A 14,408-nucleotide genomic window follows, 5' to 3' on the forward strand; every position below is an offset into this window, starting at 1 on the left:
ATCCTTCTGGGGTTACTGCGCAGCCGTTGGGGTGTGCTGCGGGAGTTTTTGGCTAGGCTAAGCCTATGGTGGATCGGCCCGGGGACGGCGAATATCCGGAACATTGGGAAGCCGATGTCGTCCTGCGGGACGGCGGAACAGCGCATTTGCGGCCCATCCACCCGTCGGACGCGGATGCTGTCCAGGCCTTCCATGCCGGGCAGTCGCAGAATTCAATCTACATGCGCTTCTTCGCCTTCAAGGCCAGGCTGTCCGCCAAGGAGCTCAAGCGCTTCACCGAGGTGGACTACAAGGACCGCGTGGCGTTCGTCATCACCATCCACGGGGAAATCATCGGCATCGGACGCTACGACCGCCTCCCCAACCCCACAGAGGCCGAGGTGGCCTTCAACATCGCCGACGCCCACCAGGGAAGGGGCATCGGCTCCATCCTGCTCGAACACCTGGCCGCCGCTGCGCACGAAAACGGGATCCGGAAGTTCACCGCAGAGGTGCTGCCGGAAAACCGGAAGATGCTGATGGTCTTCTCCGACGCCGGCTACGACGTCAAGCGCCACTTCGACGACGGCGTCGTGAGCCTCGAGTTCAACATCGACCCCACCGAAAAATCGCGGGCCGTCATGGAATCCCGCGAGCACCGCGCAGAGGCGAGAAGCGTCCGGGAGCTGCTGGCGCCGTCGTCCGTTGCTGTAATCGGTGCCAGCCGCAGGTGGGGGACCGTGGGGTACCAGCTGCTGGAACACATCATCGAGGGCGGCTTCCACGGCTCCGTCTACGCCATCAACCCGGAAGCGCTGGAGCTCGCGGGCATGATGTCCTACGGCAAGCTCTCAGAGGTCCCCGAACCCGTCCAGCTGGCCATCATCGCCGTCCCCTACGAGGAGGTGGCCGGGGTTGTGGCGGAGTGCGCCGCTGCGGGCGTTAAGGGCGTCGTGATCGCCTCGGCAGGCTTCGCGGACGACGGCGAACGCGGCCTGCTGCGGCAGCGCGCCCTGGTGCGCCAGGCCAGGGCGAACGGCATGCGGGTGATCGGGCCGGCGTCGCTCGGCATCGCCAACACCCACCCCGACGTGGCGTTGAACGCCTCCATGGCCCCCACCATGCCGCTGCGCGGCGGCCTGGGCCTGTTCAGCCAGTCCGCGGCCATCGGCGTCTCGCTTTACGCCGCCTCCAGCCGGCGCCGGGTGGGAGTGTCCAGCCTGCTCTCGGCAGGCAACCGGGCGGACGTTTCGGGCAATGACATGATGCAGTACTGGGAGGACGACGCCGATACCTCCGCCGTGGGCCTGTACCTTGAGTCGATCGGCAACCCCCGCAAGTTCTCCCGCATCGCCCGCCGGCTGGCCCGCACCAAGCCCGTGATCGTGGCGAAGTCGGACACCATGGGCCTGCGGCTGCCGCCCGGCCATGCCGTCCGGACCACCCAGGCACCGGCCGGGGCGCTGGATGCCATGCTCCGGCAATCGGGCGTGATCCGGGTGGAAACCGTGGAGCAGCTGGTGGACGTGGCGCAGGTGGTCTCCGGCCGGCCGCTTCCCGCGGGACCGGATGTTGCCATCTTCAGCAACTCCCAGGCGCTGGGCAATGTGGTGGCGGACAGTGCTGTGGCCCACGGGCTGGGGGTGGCGCAGGTGGTCTCCGGACTGGACCTCGACGCCGGCCAGTCGGTGGCACTTCCCGCACTGCGGAAGGCCCTCCTCGATGCCCTGGCCTCCGATGCCGTGCATGCCGCCGTCGCTGCCCTGCTGCCGGCCCGCGGACTGACACCCGATGCCGTGGCGCAGGTCCTGGCCGAATGTTCGGCCAGCGCCCGCAAACCGGTGGTGGCCGCTTTCACCGGCATCCTGGACCCGGCCATCAATGTGGAAGGCCTGTTGGGGGCGGACGGCTGCACCGTCCCCTGCTATTCCAACCCCGGAGCCGCCGTCGCCGCGCTCGCCGCCGTGGTGCGGTACGCGGAGTGGGCCGCCCGCGACCAGGGGCAGTTTGTGGAACCCGCAGGCTGCGACCCGCGGCAGGCCGAGGCTGAGCTCGACGAACTGCTGCGGGACGTCACCGGTGACCAGCTCAAGCAGCTGGAACCGGCGGCGACTGCTTCCCTGCTGGGGCACTACGGCATCTCGGTCCTGCCCTCCCTGCCCTTCAGCACCCCTGATGAGGCCGTGGCGGCCGCTGACGCACTGGGCTGGCCGGTGGTGCTGAAGACCACCGCCCCGGCCCTCCGCCACCGCCTGGATCTTGGCGGGGTGCGCCTGGGCATCGAGGATGAACAGTCGCTGCGCCAAAACGTGGTGCAGATGCGGCGGGCGCTCGCAGCCTACGGAGACCCTGCGCTCGAAGTGCAGGCGATGGCGCCGGTGGGGCAGGCGTGCACCTTCCGTGCCATCGAGGATCCGCTGCTGGGCCCCGTCATCTCGTTCGGCCTTGCCGGTGACGCCGTCAACCTGCTCGACGACTGGGCGCACCGCGTCCCGCCGCTCTCCGCCGCCGACGTGCACGACTTCATCCGTTCCCCCCGGGCGTCCCGAAAGCTCTTCGGCTACCAGGGCCTGCCGCCCGTTGATGTCGCTGCCCTGGAGGACCTTGCCGGGCGGCTGGCCTGGATGAAGGACAACCATCCGGAGATCGCGCTGGTGGAGTTTAACCCGGTTTTGTGCGGCACCACCGGGGTGACCATTCTCGCCGCCGACGTGCGGATCGGCAACGCCGCGCAGCGCACGGACAGCGCGCGACGGGCCATGCTGGGCTGACGCGGTTAGCAAGTGACCGGGCGATCTGTGAAAATGGGGGCATGAGCTTCCAGCCTCCCGCGTCGGCGCCCGAAACGCCCGGCAATGAAAACCAGGCCGTCCGCCACCACAGCTCACACAACCACGGAGTGCAGGGCCAGAGCCTGGAAGACGCACTGCAGAAGGCAGGGTTCTACCCGCGCCTTGTCTCGGACGTCGTCGACGACGCACTGGACGGCCGGGACTGCGTGGCCCACCTGGTGCACCTGGAGACCCACTTCGACCGGGCCGAGGTCCGCCGCCACATCACCGTGCTGGTCCTCACTGCGGACATGCTGGTGATCACCCACGTGGACGACCAGCAACTGGACGAGGCGGGGGAGCAGATCGTCGCCCAGATCTCCACCGAGTCCGTTCCCGTGGCCCAAATCCGGTCCGTGGTCCTGAGCTACATGTACGCCCAGCCGCAGAACTACAAGCCGTCGGACCCCGTCCGCGAACTGACCCTGTCCATCGCGTGGTCCGGCGGCCAACGGCTGGACATGGGGCCGGCCAGCTGCGGCGATCCGCAGTGCGAAGCGGACCACGGCTACACAGGAACCATCGCGCAGGAAGACATCGTGCTCCGCATCAGCGCCGAGGCGGATGGCCTTCGGGCCGTGCAGGACGCCAAGCTATTTGCCCGGGCCTTGCGGGCAGTCAATACCGGCTCCGCCGCGCCGGTCCCGCATGTGCAGTCCATGGGCCCCCGGACGCGCTCCGGAGTGTTTGGCAACCGGCTCAGCCGCGGGCACCAGCAGCGCTGAGATGCCGGAAGACCCCAACCACTCAGTACAAGCCCCCGACCTTCCGCCCGCTCCCGCCTATGGGCACCGCTCCATCGCCGAAGTGCTCACCAGCGCGGCAGCCAGCCTTGGCGTGGACAGCTTCGCCAACACCCTCGGCCTCCCCTCCGCCGCCAAAATCTGCGTTGTGCTCGCGGACGGCCTGGGCCGGAACCTCCTGAAGCAAAAGGCCGCGCACACACCCTTCCTGCGCTCGGTGGTGCAGGAAGGACAGGGCGAGGTTCCGGTGTGGCTGGACTCCGCCTTTCCCTCCACCACCGCCGCGGCATTGTCGAGCTTTGGGACCGGTCTTCCGGCCGGCCAGCACGGCATGGTGGGCTATGACGTGCTGGACCCGGACCAGGACAAGGTAGTCAACCTGCTGGGAAACTGGGATCCGGGTGTCGATCCGTCGACGTGGCAGCCTTTCCCCACGGTTTTTGAACGGATCGCCGAAGAGGTGGATGTCAGCACTGTCAGCCTTGCCCAGTTCGACAGTTCGCCCATGACCCGGGCAGCGCTTCGGGGCGGCAGGTTCATCTCCGGGACAACCTCCCACGCGCGGACCGCCGCAGCGGCAGAGGCCATGGCCGGCTCCGGCCGGTCCCTGATGTATTTTTACGTCAATGAACTCGACAAGGCAGGGCACCGCTACGGCTGCAAGTCCGAACAGTGGGAACACCAGCTGGAAGAGCTCGACGCCACCGTCAAGCGGCTTAGCTCCTCCCTGCCAGCCGGCACCACCATCCTGCTGACTGCGGACCACGGGATGCTGGACGTCCCCGAGTCGCAGCGTATTGATTTCTCCAAGGATCCGGATTTGGTGGACGGAGTCCGCCACACGGCCGGTGAACCGCGCATGGTGCACCTGTACCTCGACGAGGGGTACGTGGAGTCCGCCGCCGGTGCCCGCGACCGGCTCTTGGCCGCGTGGAAAGCCCGGTTCGGTGACCGGGTGTGGGCCTTCACCAAGGAGGAGGCCGTTGCCGGTGGGCTCTTTGGTGACGTGCGGCCTGCTGTTGAAGGCAGGATCGGTGACGTCATGATCGCGGCGCGTGACGCCGTCGCGCTTTACGACGGTCGGCGCATGCGGCCCACGGCCATGGAAGTGGTGGGCCAGCACGGCTCGCTGACGAAGGCCGAGCGGGAGGTTCCGCTGCTCTGCTTTACCGCCCAGGGAAGGAACCGTCGTGGCTGAGCTGATCTTCTTCTCCGGCACCATGGATTGCGGCAAATCCACCCTGGCCCTGCAGATGGACTACAACCACCGGGCCCGCGGGCGCGGCGGCGTACGGTTCAGCCGCAACGACCGCGCCGGCGAGTCCCGGATCTCAAGCCGCCTCGGCCTGGAGACGGATGCCGTGGAGGTGCTGGACAGCACGGACTTCTGGGAGGAAGTCATGGTCCGGCGCACGCAAGGCCAGCGGGTTGACTACCTGATCTGCGACGAAGCCCAGTTCTATACTCCCGAGCAGGTGGAGCAGTTGGCCAAGGTGGTGGACGAGATCGATGTGGACGTCTTCGCTTTCGGCATCACCGCCGACTTCCGAACCCGGTTGTTCCCGGGTTCGCAGCGCCTGATAGAGCTCGCCGACCGGGTGCAGGTGCTTCAAGTGGAGGCGCTGTGCTGGTGTGGCCGCAGGGCCACACACAATGCCAGGACGGTCGACGGCGTCATGGTCACCGAGGGCGCGCAGGTGGTGGTTGGCGACGTGGACATGGTGGTCGAGGCCGCCGCCCCGGAGGCCGGGCACCTTCCGGTGGTGGGATACGAGACGCTGTGCCGGCGCCACTTCATGCGGCGGGTCACGGCGCACGGTGCGTCCCTAATGGCGCAGCAGGATCAGCTGCTGCCGTTCGACGTGGACGCGTGCCTCTGGCGGGGTTCGGGTGGGCTGGGCGACAGCCGCGCAACATAATGCTTCTTCCTCGACGCTAATTCCCCTATTCTTTGGAGAAACCGGCGCGAAGGTAACGGGGGAGCGATGCGGGAGTTCATTGGGGCCCTGCCCCAACCACTGAAAAGCCTATACCTCGTGTTTTTCCTGGTTTTCATCGTGAACATGATTGCCGTGGCCTTCAAACTTGTTGAATACGTCCGCTGGACGTCTGGCAGCATGGGCGTCGTCCTATTCCTGTTGGGCCTGTGCGTGATCGCCAACATCAACGGGGCTGCCAGCGGGTTAGTGGAGGGCATTAAGAATTACCACCCCTTTGGTGTGGATTACTCCAAGTCCTTGCTGGCTTCGATGTTTTTTGTGCGCGTTTTTGGAGTAATGGCGCTGGTTGTGGGAGCAGGCTTTTTCTATCTGGGCTTTTTTGCTCCCGGGTTTAGCCTCAGTTGAGGGTCGGGGAACGAGGATGCTACCTGCTGGCATAGCTGCATGGTGCGCTTCAATTGTCGGTAACTGTGCAGGCAGAAGCAGCTACTGCAGGTCTTAAGTGCCAAAGTCTGATTGTCGTACCCCTTTGTCATGATGGGTTTATGGGAAAGGCGGCGGTGGCCAAGGCTTATGCGGACATCCGGGCTGCCCTTGCTGTGCTTGGTGCTGAGGTGGATGGGTGCGGGTCTGACGCGTTTTCGGTGGCTGATCCGTTGGCTGGGTTGGCTGATGGGTGCCTGGACATTCTTGCCGGTGCCCGGGAGGTTGAAGCCGGGTTGGCGGGGTTGAAGGCGAAGGCCGCGGTGAGGTACGCGGAGAGCGCATGCGCTGTTGCCGGGCCGGGTGTGCCGGTGCAGGCGCAGGAGATGGCGGTCGCTGCTGAGATTGGGTGTGTGCTGGCGTTGGGGCCCCGGGCGGCGTCGTCGTTCCTGGCGACTTCGCACGCCCTGATGTCGTCGTTGCCGCGGACCCTTGCGGGGCTGCAGGCGGGGACGTTGTCGTGGCAGCACGCGGTGGTGATGGCCGATGAAGCGGTGTGCCTGGATGCTGCCGGGGCGGCAGCGTTGGAGGCTCATTTCTTGGACCCGGATGCCCAGGATCCGGCGAGGGGATGCCCGGTGGGGGAGATGCCAGCGCATCGGTTCAGGGTCAAGGCCCGGACGTGGCGGGAACGCCACCACGCCGAGAGCATCGAAGTGCGCCATGCCAAGGGGGTGGCGGATCGGCGGGTTGAGTTCCGGCCGGACCAGGACGGGATGGCGTGGCTGTCCGCGTGTTTGCCGGCGGAGCAGGCGTTGGCCGGGTGGAACCGGCTCACCGCAATGTCCCGGAGCATGCAGGGTCCGGAGGAGTCCCGGACCATGTCCCAGTTGCGGGCCGACAACTTCGCCGAGGTGTTCCTCGGCAGCGGCAGTGGCCACGGCGGGGCGCGTGACAGCGGCAGTGCTGACGTTGAAGGTGCCGGCGCCGGACGGGAAGACTTGCCTTCACCGATCCGGGCCCAGGTTCTGGTTACGGTTCCTGTGTTCTCCCTGATGGGCTTGACCGATGAACCGGCCATGCTCGACGGGTACGGGCCGATCCCGCCGTCGATGGCCCGGGACCTGGTGGCGAACGGCGCCGGGTCGTTTTACCGGGTGTTGGTGGATCCGCGGGATGGGGCGCCGCTGGAGATCGGCCGGAAGAGTTACCGGGTGACCGGGGCGATGCGGGCCTGGCTGAGGATGCGGGACGGAAAGTGCCCGTTTCCGGGCTGCAGCAACAACTCCCTGGACAACGACGCCGACCACATCCTCGCCTGGCACAAGGGCGGCACCACCGGGATCAGCAACCTGGGACAACCCTGCCCGAAACACCACAAACTCCGGCACACCACCGGATGGAAACCCACCCCGGCCGCGAAGAACGAGCCGCCCGGCTGGATTTCACCCACCGGCCGGCATTACCCCAGCGAGCACCAGGACTGGGAACCAACACACTGGCCTCGTTGTACCCTGCCCGGCGAACACAGCATCCTCGAGGAAGCCCTCGAGGAGCATCTCGTCTTGTAATCGTGCCACTCCGGAGTGGTGCCGCATTCGGGGCTGCGGCAGCACAAATTCTCGCTAGGCCACCCGGCGGTAGCGGACGTGGGTGGCGAGTGGGGAATGTAGCACCTCGACAGGTTCGAAGTCGAAGGACTCAATCCCGTCGAAGATCCGCTCGCCCGAGCCGAGCAGAACCGGCGCGATGTCGAGGGTGAGCTCGTCGATAACGCCCGCCTTCAACGCCTGCCGGACAGTGGAGGCGCCGCCCGCGATGTCCACCCCTTTGCTGCCGGCGGCATCGAGTGCTGCCGCATAGGCTGCGTCGAAGCCCCCGGTGACAAAGTGGAAAGGCGTCCCGCCCTCCATCTGGATCGGGTCATGCGCATAATGGGTCAGCACGAACACCGGAGCGTGGTACGGCGGTTCCGGCCCCCACCAGCCCGTCCAGTCACCATCCCACTCGCCACGGATAGGGCCAAACATGTTCCGGCCCATCACATACGCTCCCCGGGGGCGCATGAGCCATCCGGTTGCGGTCTCGTCGGCATCGTTGGCCCGAGGATCGCCAATGTGCCAGCCATGCAGTTCCAGCCCGCGCTTACCCAAGGGGTTTTCGCGGCTCTGGTCAGGCCCGGCGACGAAGCCGTCCAGCGACATGGACATGTGGCAGGTAGTGTCCGACACAGGGAACCTCCGTACTTGCAGCTTCTGACCGAGAGCGTGCGGGGATCGTAGCACGCAGCGCAGCAGGAACACCCCTTACGGCGGGAGGAAAAGCCCTAGTCGCTCCGGGTGCCGAAGACGATTTCATCCCAGGACGGCACGCTGGACCGCTTCGGCCGGGCAGGGCGCTCCGGTGCCTCGGTCTCAGGCAGCTGCCCAGTGGCAGGTGCAGCGTCGTCCTCTTTGGCAGGGCGGCGCGGGTTGCTGCCCAACAGTTCATCCAGCCCGGCTCCGCCAGTATTCTCGGACCCCGAGCCGGCTGCGGAACCGGAGGGATTCTTCGGGGACGCCGCAATGGTGATTTCCCTGGTATCTGTGCTCACGCCGTCGTGGAGCCGCAGACCATCGTCGTGACCCTCCCGGTGCTGCGGAAGCAGGCTGAGCCTCGAAAGCATCGACGGCCTGGTGTCCCTGCGCCGGATGAAGGAATCGCCTTGGGCCGCGGGCGCGTCCCGCTGGTCGTCCCGTGGCTCTGGTTCCTCTGCCTCAGGTTCGGCGGCCACTTCGGAAGGACGGGGGTGCGCGGCCGGTACGCCATGCGTGAGGAGCAGTGCAAGTGCGTCGTCGGAATCCTCGTCCACACCCAGCCGCTGCCCGCGCCGTGACCGGAGCATGTCCAGCAGGCCATCGGGTTCCTTGCCGGCATCCTGGGCAGGGCCGGCCTGGGCACCGGAAGAGGCCTTGGACGTATCAGCGTCAGTCTCGAAATCGAAGGGGCGGTCTGAAACTGCAGTGAGCCTGCGCGCGGGAACAGGACCGTCCAACGGCTCAAGTTCACTCAGCTGCTGCGCCCAGCGGTTGGTGTTCTGCAGCGACTTCCGTGCGGGGTTGAACGTCCACAGGGCCGGAGGTTCTTCGCCGATTCCGGACGTCCCGCCGGGCTTGGCCTCGAAGCTTGCCGAGACCGTCCACGTGCCGTCCTGGCGCCGCCACGAATCCCATTCCACGGTTCCGGGGTCAATGCCGTGGGCTGACAGGCGGTGGGCCACCATGTCATCCAGGGTCGCCGGGTTGTCGCCGAAGGCGGACCGGTAGACGTCGTGGCCGGGGGAGGGCGCCGCAACTTCCACTTTCCGGGCCTGCTGGGCAACATACTCCCGCTCCGCCAGGACGGGGCCTTCATAGCGCTCCACCTTGGCCAACGGCATCCCGGACAACTCGGCGACGTCCGCAGCGGTGGCACCGGCACGGATGCGGGCCTGGATGTCCCTGGGAGACATGGGAACAGCTGGCCGTTCCGCGCGCGGTTTTGCCGTAGACCGGCTGGCCGTCCTGAGTGCTTCATCGATCGGCAGCTGGAACATCTCGCCGCCGGCCCCGCTCAACAGGACATGCGTCCCGTCGTCGTGCACGCCTACAAGCCGTAGATCCTGCATACAAATCCTCCACCCTGGCATTACTATCAACCGAAACTCTGCCACTCGGAGGCGCGGATTTGGCTCAAGGAGCAGGGCGCGCCGTCATTTTCCGCTGTATCCCCAGGGATAAAGGGGGAGGTCACAGGACTTCGGAGGTCCCGGCGCCGGGATCCCGGGGTCGTCAGCGCCGCGTCAGGGCCGCAGTCAGTTGATCCGGATGACGGGTGGAGGCGAGCCAGTACGGGGTACGGTCGGCAGGGTCAGTGATCTCGATCTTCACCACGGGATCGATCCAGCCGCGGATGCACAGGTAGGCGAGGCCGTTCAACCGGGTCCCGCGCTCGGCCGTCGCCTCGCCGCCGGTGAACTGCTGCACGCTGCCCACAAACCGGCGTTCAATGGTGGCCCTTCCAACGGTGAGCGCGTCCCCGGTCACCGTAATGGCGGGGGTAGAGAGAACCAGGAGGACAGTGATGATGGCGAAGAGCACCAGCGCCGCCGTGTAACCCGCCGCCATGCTGATGGGGGCGAAGACCAGGATGCCCGCTGCGGAGACGCCGGCTGCGATGATCCAGATCCAGGCGTTGGGCCACAGTTTTTCCCTGTAGACAACAGGCTCCCCGGCTGAGGGCGTGCTTGGTACGGATGCGTGCGGGCTTGATTCGGGCATAGCCCAAGCTTTCCACCTTTGGCTGGGTATTTCACCTTGGGCCACCCTGCTCCCGCAACCCTGCCCCGGCCGCCCGTGCCGGCCCCTGGACAGCCCCGCGCCCAAGTGCTGCCTAGGCTCGATTTGGGGGCGCGGGCTAGAGTGAGTGACTGTGACTGATCATCCCGCAACGGTAGACCTTGTCCCGGACGCAGCATCGCCCGCTGCTGCTGCCCCCACCCTGCAGGTGCAGTTGAAGATGCTGGATCCGGAGCTGGAAGCCCCCTCCTACGCGCATCCGGGCGACGCCGGCGCCGACCTTCGCGCCCGGGAGGACGTGGTCCTCTTGCCCGGGGAGCGCAAGCTTGTTCCCACCGGCGTGGCCATTGCACTGCCTGACGGCTTCGTGGCGCTGATCCACCCCCGGTCCGGCCTGGCCACCAAGCATGGCCTCACGATCGTCAATGCTCCCGGCACCGTGGACGCGGGATATCGAGGCGAGATTTCGGTAACCCTGCTGAATACCGATTCGACCCAGCCGATAGAGCTGCGGCGCGGCGATAGAATTGCCCAAATGGTCATCCAGCGGGTGGAGTACGCCCAGTTCATTCCTGTCAGTGACCTGAGCGAATCCGTGCGCGGCACCGGGGGCTTCGGCTCCACCGGCGGGTTCAACGTACCCGGGGCCTGACCCCGGCTGCACCCGCTGCCACGCCAGCACGCACGACGGCGGGACCTCCAGGGCCCGGCCGGCAGGTTTCAGAACTGGCACATTTGAAGAATTAAGGAGTCACCCATGGTCTTTGGGTTCGGCAGGAAAGCAAAGAAGGACGAACCGGCGGAGCCGGTGGAAGAGCTGACGCTCGCGGAGGCCGGCGAAGACGCCCCCGCCCCCGACGCCCGCCGCCAGCACGGCCCGTTCGACGAGTCCGAAATCACCAGCACCGACGGTTTCGTGGACCTGGGCGCCCTGCTGATCACGCCGAGCGAGGGCCTTCAACTCCGGCTCGAAGTGGAAGAGGCAACACAGCGGGTCGTGGCAGTGACCCTTGACCTGAACGGCTCCAGCCTTCAGCTGCAGGCTTTCGCCGCCCCCAAGACGGAGACGCTCTGGGACGAGATCCGCGAACAGATCGGCCAGTCGGTCGGTGCGCAGGGCGGCCAGGTTGAAGAGGTGGAAGGGGCATTCGGTACCGAACTGGTGGCCAAGCTTCCCGCAGGGCTCCCGGACGGAAGCCAGGGCTACCGTGTGGCCCGGTTCATCGGTGTGGACGGCCCCCGCTGGTTCCTGCGCGGCGTCCTGGGTGGACCTGCGGCACTGGAACGCCCCGCTGCGGAACCGCTTGAAGCCCTGTTCCGGCAGGTTGTGGTGGTTCGCGGTGACAGCCCCATGCCGCCGCGTGATCTTTTGCAGCTGCGGCTGCCCAAGGACGCCTCCACTACTCCTCCGCCCGCCGCGCCCACCCTGGAGGAGCCCGAACGTGGTCCAGAAATCACCCAGATCGGCTGATTCCCACCCCGACGAGGCGGCCACGGGACGTGGCGGCCTCACGCCGTTGCGGCAGCTTCCGGACAGGGGACGTGTCCTCTGCCAGGGGCACATCGAATCAGTGACCTTCGTTCCGGCCGACCGGGCCCCCGAGTTCAGCGCCATCGTCACTGAGGACGACGCTGGCCGCCCTGCTACAGGGGTGGGCCGCGGAAGGCCCCCACGGCTCCGGGTTGTCTGGCTGGGCCGGCGGCGCGTGCCGGGCATCCAAGCGGGCGCCGAGATCCGGGTAGAGGGAATGCTGGCCCGCGGCAAGGACGTGCCCACCATCTTCAATCCCCGTTACGAGATACTGTCCCGCCAGGAGAACGAATGAGCGAGCACCAGCCCGAGCAGCCGAACGGCTCTGCAGGCCCCGCCGGGAGGCCGCAGGAGGGAAGGCCGCAGGCTGCAGGACAGTCCCCGGTTGCAGGACAGTCCCCAGTTGCCGGCCTGGCCGCAGAGTATGCAGCCAAGGCCGGACTCCACCGCACCCATGACGGCCGCGTGGACGTCCTGCGCAGCGCCGGGGGAGTGCAGGGCATTGCCGAAAGCATTGTTCCTGGCCTGGTGTTCCTGGTGGCTTTCACCGTCACCCGCGAACTTACGTTGTCCCTGGTGGCGGCCCTGGCATCGGCGGCCGTGTTCACTGTTGTCCGCCTGGTCCAGCGCCGGCCCCTCACCCAGGCCTTGGCCGGCGTGGCAGGCGTCGGCATTTCGGCCTGGTTGGCCAACACCACCGGCAAAGCCGAAGACTTCTACCTGCCGGGCTTCTTCACCAACGCAGCCTACATCCTGGCGATGGTTATCTCGATCGCAGTCAAGTGGCCTGTGGCCGGACTGCTCTTCGGCTTCATCCGGAATGAGGGCGTGGAATGGCGCAAGGATCCGGACCGCGTCAAGGCCTACCGCCTGGGCACCTGGATCATTGTTGCCGTCCTGGCACTCCGGCTCATCGTGCAGGTGCCCCTGTACCTGATGGGCACTGACGGCCTGGCCGCCCTCGCCACCACCCGGTTGATCATGGGTGCACCCCTGTACATCCTCGGGATCTGGGTGGCCTGGCTCGTGACCCGGCCGGCTCCGGCGGAACCCGAAGCCGACCAGGAAAGCTGACCCACCGAAGAAACTGGCACCAGAACGCGCCCCGCGCCGGCACCCAATGTCGGCTGACGCCCAGCACCCGGCACCAAAGGCGGCGCCGGAAACCTAGCCGTCGAAGCCGTCGTCGTCCGTGGCATGCCCGTGGCTGGCGCCGGCGGGCGTGCTGCTGTCCGCCGGCACGTGGCCGGCGTCGATGCTGCCGGGGGCAGAGGAGAGCAGCTCCCGGAGCCGGTCCTCAGCGGCGATGGTGGTGACGAAGAAGAGCTCGTCGCCGCCGTCGATCACGTCGTCCCTGCTGGGGGTGATGGGTGCCTGGTCCCGGAGGATGGCCACCAGGGTGGCGTCCTCGGGCCAGTGGATATCGCCCACCGTCATGCCGATCACGTGCGAATCGTGCGGGACGGTGAATTCCACCAGCGACGCAACCCCGGTCTGCAGCGTCAGGAGCCGGACCAGGTCGCCGATCTCCACCGCCTCCTCCACGAGGGCGGTCATGAGCTGCGGAGTGTTGACAGCGACGTCCACGCCCCAGGAGTCGTTGAACATCCAGTCGTTCTTCGGGTTGTTCACCCGGCCCACGGTGCGGCCTACACCGAACTCCGTTTTCGCCAGCAGGGACACCACCAGGTTGACCTTGTCATCGCCTGTGGCGGAAACCACCACATCGGCGTCCTCCACCTTGGCGCCCTGCAGGGTGGAAAGCTCGCAGGCATCGCCCACCAGCCAATGGGCGCCACGCAGGCCGCTGCGGCCGATCACCTCGGGCTTGAGGTCGATCAGCAGGATCTCGTGCTTGTGCGCCAGCAGTTCCCGGGCGATGGATGAACCGACGCTGCCTGCGCCGACGATAACGACTTTCACTGGTACTCCTTGGCGGGGGCTTTGGCGAGGACCTGGGCGATGTGGGCGCTGCGGTCCACTTGCAGCATGGCGTGCACGGTGTCGCCGTCCTGGTATGCGGTCCCGGCATCGGGAAGGATGCCCTCGCCAAAGCGGGTGAGGTAGGCGACGCGGACATCCGCGGCCTTTTCGATGCTGCTGATCCGGTGCCCGATCCAGCCGGCGTCGAGGTCAAGTTCGGCCAGGACCAGGCGTCCGGACGGTTCACGGAAGTCGCCCGCGAGGTGCTGTTCGGGAAGGATGCGCCGCAGCACCTGGTCCGCGCTCCAGCGGACGGCGGCCACCGTGGGGATGCCCAGGCGCTGGTAGATCTCAGCACGTCCGGGATCGTAGATGCGCGCGACGACATGCGGCACGTGGAAGGTTTCCCGGGCAACCCGCGTTGCAAGGATATTGGAGTTGTCGCCGCTGGAAACGGCAGCGAAGGCATAGGCCTCGCCCACTCCTGCCTGCTTGAGGGTTTCGCGGTCAAAGCCCACTCCGGTGACCTTACGGCCGGTGAAGCCCTGGCGGAGCCGGCGGAAAGCGCGGTCGTCCTGGTCGATGATGGCCACGGAATGCCCGGCATCCTCCAGCGTATGCGCCAGCGTTGCCCCCACCCGGCCACATCCCATGATCACGAAATGCGCCACCGTATCTCCTCTTTATGTATGTCAGGATCGTGCAGCTAGAACTCTACCGGC

15 protein-coding genes are annotated in these 14,408 nt (G+C 66.8%); 10 read left to right on the forward strand and 5 right to left on the reverse strand.

The window, feature by feature from the left end; all coding sequences use genetic code 11:
- Positions 1-65 precede the first annotated feature (65 nt).
- From LFT46_RS08395 to LFT46_RS08420, 6 genes are all read left to right on the forward strand, one after another.
- Positions 66-2,750, forward strand: a complete 2,685-nt coding sequence (locus LFT46_RS08395; protein ID WP_236821813.1) for a bifunctional acetate--CoA ligase family protein/GNAT family N-acetyltransferase — start codon at positions 66-68, stop codon at positions 2,748-2,750.
- A gap of 41 nt (positions 2,751-2,791) precedes the next feature.
- The gene (locus LFT46_RS08400; RefSeq protein WP_236821814.1) at positions 2,792-3,535 is read left to right on the forward strand and encodes a DUF5998 family protein; all 744 of its coding nucleotides are present in this window, start codon (positions 2,792-2,794) and stop codon (positions 3,533-3,535) included.
- 1 nt (position 3,536) lies between these two features.
- Positions 3,537-4,751 carry an alkaline phosphatase family protein gene (locus LFT46_RS08405; RefSeq protein ID WP_236821815.1) on the forward strand — a complete coding sequence of 405 codons (1,215 nt, stop codon included), beginning with the start codon at positions 3,537-3,539 and terminating at the stop codon, positions 4,749-4,751.
- Positions 4,744-5,472 (forward strand): thymidine kinase, encoded by a 729-nt coding sequence (locus tag LFT46_RS08410; RefSeq protein WP_236802071.1) that lies wholly within the window; start codon positions 4,744-4,746, stop codon positions 5,470-5,472. The genes LFT46_RS08405 and LFT46_RS08410 overlap by 8 nt, the downstream gene beginning before the upstream one ends.
- Positions 5,473-5,538: 66 nt before the next feature.
- Positions 5,539-5,898, forward strand: coding sequence for a hypothetical protein (locus LFT46_RS08415; protein WP_236802072.1), 360 nt, complete (start codon positions 5,539-5,541; stop codon positions 5,896-5,898).
- A 140-nt stretch (positions 5,899-6,038) separates the two neighbouring features.
- Positions 6,039-7,487, forward strand: coding sequence for an HNH endonuclease signature motif containing protein (locus LFT46_RS08420; RefSeq protein WP_236802073.1), 1,449 nt, complete (start codon positions 6,039-6,041; stop codon positions 7,485-7,487).
- 54 nt (positions 7,488-7,541) lie between these two features.
- On the opposite strand, the gene LFT46_RS08425 is transcribed toward LFT46_RS08420, so the two are convergent.
- The 3 genes from LFT46_RS08425 to LFT46_RS08435 form a co-directional block, all read right to left on the reverse strand.
- On the reverse strand, positions 7,542-8,147 hold the full coding sequence (locus LFT46_RS08425; RefSeq protein ID WP_236802074.1) for a dihydrofolate reductase family protein: 606 nt from the start codon (positions 8,145-8,147) through the stop codon (positions 7,542-7,544).
- 95 nt (positions 8,148-8,242) lie between these two features.
- Positions 8,243-9,562, reverse strand: coding sequence for a septation protein SepH (gene sepH, locus LFT46_RS08430; protein WP_236802075.1), 1,320 nt, complete (start codon positions 9,560-9,562; stop codon positions 8,243-8,245).
- Positions 9,563-9,725: 163 nt separating this feature from the next.
- A complete protein-coding gene (locus tag LFT46_RS08435) occupies positions 9,726-10,214 on the reverse strand; it encodes a DUF3093 domain-containing protein (RefSeq protein WP_236821816.1) in 489 nt (162 codons plus the stop codon).
- 151 nt (positions 10,215-10,365) lie between these two features.
- Between LFT46_RS08435 and dut the strand changes: the two genes are divergently transcribed.
- The 4 genes from dut to LFT46_RS08455 all read left to right on the forward strand — a co-directional run bounded on the left by dut (position 10,366) and on the right by LFT46_RS08455 (position 12,837).
- Positions 10,366-10,884 (forward strand): dUTP diphosphatase, encoded by a 519-nt coding sequence (gene dut / locus LFT46_RS08440; RefSeq protein WP_236821817.1) that lies wholly within the window; start codon positions 10,366-10,368, stop codon positions 10,882-10,884.
- 105 nt (positions 10,885-10,989) lie between these two features.
- Entirely contained in the window at positions 10,990-11,703 is a 714-nt protein-coding gene (locus LFT46_RS08445; protein WP_236821818.1) for a DUF3710 domain-containing protein, read from the forward strand.
- A gap of 46 nt (positions 11,704-11,749) precedes the next feature.
- Positions 11,750-12,058 (forward strand): hypothetical protein, encoded by a 309-nt coding sequence (locus tag LFT46_RS08450; protein ID WP_236802832.1) that lies wholly within the window; start codon positions 11,750-11,752, stop codon positions 12,056-12,058.
- A complete protein-coding gene (locus tag LFT46_RS08455) occupies positions 12,055-12,837 on the forward strand; it encodes a DUF3159 domain-containing protein (RefSeq protein ID WP_236802079.1) in 783 nt (260 codons plus the stop codon). Before LFT46_RS08450 ends, LFT46_RS08455 begins: the two co-directional genes overlap by 4 nt.
- Positions 12,838-12,930: 93 nt before the next feature.
- Here the strand turns inward: LFT46_RS08455 and LFT46_RS08460 are convergent, their stop codons facing one another.
- Both LFT46_RS08460 and LFT46_RS08465 read right to left on the reverse strand, forming a co-directional pair.
- A complete protein-coding gene (locus LFT46_RS08460; RefSeq protein WP_236802080.1) occupies positions 12,931-13,686 on the reverse strand; it encodes a potassium channel family protein in 756 nt (251 codons plus the stop codon).
- Complete coding sequence (locus LFT46_RS08465) at positions 13,683-14,357, reverse strand: potassium channel family protein (protein ID WP_236802081.1); 675 nt, start codon at positions 14,355-14,357, stop codon at positions 13,683-13,685. The genes LFT46_RS08460 and LFT46_RS08465 overlap by 4 nt, the downstream gene beginning before the upstream one ends.
- Between the last annotated feature and the right edge of the window lie 51 nt (positions 14,358-14,408).

Source organism: Arthrobacter sp. FW306-07-I (genome assembly GCF_021800405.1).
Lineage (GTDB): Bacteria > Actinomycetota > Actinomycetes > Actinomycetales > Micrococcaceae > Arthrobacter.